We start from the raw sequence: 2656 nt of genomic DNA, 5'->3' as shown, positions 1-2656 counted from the left end.
CTCGCACGGCGCGTGGCGTCGTACGCCCCTCAGCGCCGCCTCAGCGGCTCCCCGTCAGCGCCTGGGCCACGTACGAGCCCCTGGTGTAGACGCCGGGACTCCCGGCCACTCCACAGCCGCTGCCCCATGACACGAGCCCGATCAGCTTCCCCTGGGCGACCAGCGGTCCCCCGCTGTCCCCTTGGCAGGCGTCCTTGCCGCCGCTGAGCTCCCCCGCGCACACCATGGAGTCGGCGAGGTATCGGCCCTCCGCGCCGCCCGGATAGGCCGTCTCGCAGACTGTGTCGGCCAGCACTTTCACCGGCGCTGCCCGCAGGCTCCGCGCATAGTCCCCGACGCCCGTGGTGTCGCCCCAGCCGTAGACCGCCGCTGCCGTGCCCGGCTGGTACGCCGGGTCGCCGACCCCGGCCATCGAGATGACGGAGCTCTGAGGCAGTGGCTCGGCAAGGGTGACGACGGCGAAGTCCCCGGCGTCCGTGGAGGCGTTGTACTTCGGATTGATCCAGACGCCGTGCACCGGGATCTCTGCGCCCTCCTTCGACGCCAGTTCGGAACGGCCGGTGATGACCTTGAGGTCGGTGATCTGTTCCGGCGGGGCCCCCAGTACGTCCTCGCCGAGGCAGTGGGCGGCCGTCAGCACCATCGAGCGGGAGATCACCACACCGCCACAGAACTGTCCGGCCCGCGTACCGCCGAACCGGTCACGGCTGGACATGGCCACCGTCCAGGGCGCCTGGGAGATCTCGACGGGATGACCCCCGATGACGACCTCGGCCGTCGCGGTCGGGGGTGATGCCAGCGGTATGACGGCCGTGGTGGCCGCGAGAGCCAGCAACCGGGCGAAGGGCCGACGCATGCGCGCTCCTCACTCTGGGATGTGAATGGCACCACCCAGAGTGATCCACGCGACGGGCGTCCGCATGCCGCACACACGCCGAAGGCCCGGCTCCTTCGAGGGAACCGGGCCTTCGATGACGACCGCGCGGGCCGGGCCTGAGCTGCTCAGTCGAGGTAGTCGCGCAGGACCTGCGAGCGGGACGGGTGGCGCAGCTTCGACATCGTCTTCGACTCGATCTGGCGGATCCGCTCACGCGTGACGCCGTACACCTTGCCGATCTCGTCGAGGGTCTTCGGCTGACCGTCGGTGAGACCGAAGCGCATGGAGACGACGCCCGCCTCGCGCTCGGAGAGCGTGTCGAGGACAGAGTGCAGCTGCTCCTGCAGAAGCGTGAAGCTGACCGCGTCGGCCGGGACGACGGCCTCGGAGTCCTCGATGAGGTCACCGAACTCGCTGTCGCCGTCCTCGCCCAGCGGGGTGTGCAGTGAGATGGGCTCGCGGCCGTACTTCTGGACCTCGATGACCTTCTCCGGGGTCATGTCGAGCTCCTTGGCCAGCTCCTCCGGGGTGGGCTCACGGCCCAGGTCCTGGAGCATCTGACGCTGCACACGCGCGAGCTTGTTGATGACCTCGACCATGTGCACCGGGATACGGATGGTGCGGGCCTGGTCGGCCATGGCACGGGTGATCGCCTGACGGATCCACCAGGTGGCGTACGTGGAGAACTTGTAGCCCTTGGTGTAGTCGAACTTCTCGACCGCGCGGATCAGACCGAGGTTGCCCTCCTGGATCAGGTCCAGGAAGAGCATGCCGCGGCCGGTGTAGCGCTTGGCCAGGGAGACCACCAGACGGAGGTTGGCCTCCAGGAGGTGGTTCTTGGCGCGGCGGCCGTCCTCGGCGATGATCTCCAGCTCGCGCTTGAGCTTGGGGGCGAGCTTGTCGGCGTTGGACAGCTTGTCCTCGGCGAACAGACCGGCCTCGATGCGCTTGGCGAGCTCGACCTCCTGCTCGGCGTTGAGCAGCGGGACCTTGCCGATCTGCTTGAGGTAGTCCTTGACCGGGTCGGCGGTGGCACCGGCGGCGGCGACCTGCTGGGCGGGCGCGTCGTCCTCGTCCTCGTCGGACAGTACGAATCCGGCGCTCTCGGTGCCCTCGGGCTCGTCGCCGGGCTTGCCCGGGGTCTCCTCGAGGACCTCTTCCTCGAGCAGCTCGACGTCGTCCTTCTTGGCGGTGGTCTTCTTGGCGGCCGTCTTCTTTGCGGGAGCGGCCTTCTTTACGGCGACCGCCTTCTTCGCGGCCGCCTTCTTCGCGGCGGCCTTCTTGGCGGGAGCGTCCTCGGCGGAGGCGTCTGCCACGGGCGCCGCCGGGGCGGTGGGGGCGGTGGCCTTCTTGGTGGTCACCGTCTTCGCCGCGACCGTCTTGGTGGCGGTGCGCTTGGCCGGACTCTTCGCTGCGACGCTCTTTCGGGTGCGCTTGGGCTCCGCGGCACTGACCATCAGCGTCACACCCTCTTCCTCGAGGATCTGATTGAGGCTGCGCAGTACGTTCTTCCACTGAGTGGCCGGGATCTGGTCGGCTTCGAAGGCCCGACGCACATCGTCGCCGGCGATCTGCCCCTCAGCCTTTCCCCGCTCAATGAGCGCCATGACAGAGACGGACTCGGCGATCTCCGGCGGGAGCGTACGGGATGTGCTGGCCGACACGAACAACCTCTCGGAACGTTGGAAAACGGCTTCCGGCCCCGTCCACTGTGGACAGGAGCCGACCACCGGCTTGGGAATGGGCCGACGGTGCGGGCGGGGGCCGGGAAGATGCACA

Annotated in this window: 2 protein-coding genes; both read right to left on the bottom strand. The window is 68.8% G+C overall.

What is annotated here, in order from left to right; genetic code table 11:
* Positions 1 to 40 precede the first annotated feature (40 nt).
* Positions 41 to 856, bottom strand: coding sequence for a S1 family peptidase (locus STRIP9103_RS24595; protein WP_009321429.1), 816 nt, complete (start codon positions 854 to 856; stop codon positions 41 to 43).
* Positions 857 to 1002: 146 nt separating this feature from the next.
* Positions 1003 to 2541: an RNA polymerase sigma factor gene (locus STRIP9103_RS24590; RefSeq protein WP_048820913.1), complete on the bottom strand. Its 1539-nt coding sequence runs from the start codon at positions 2539 to 2541 to the stop codon at positions 1003 to 1005.
* Positions 2542 to 2656: the final 115 nt, after the last annotated feature.

The sequence above is a fragment of the Streptomyces ipomoeae 91-03 genome, from assembly GCF_000317595.1.
Classification (GTDB): domain Bacteria; phylum Actinomycetota; class Actinomycetes; order Streptomycetales; family Streptomycetaceae; genus Streptomyces; species Streptomyces ipomoeae.
This window is presented reverse-complemented; position numbering and strand designations above follow the sequence as displayed.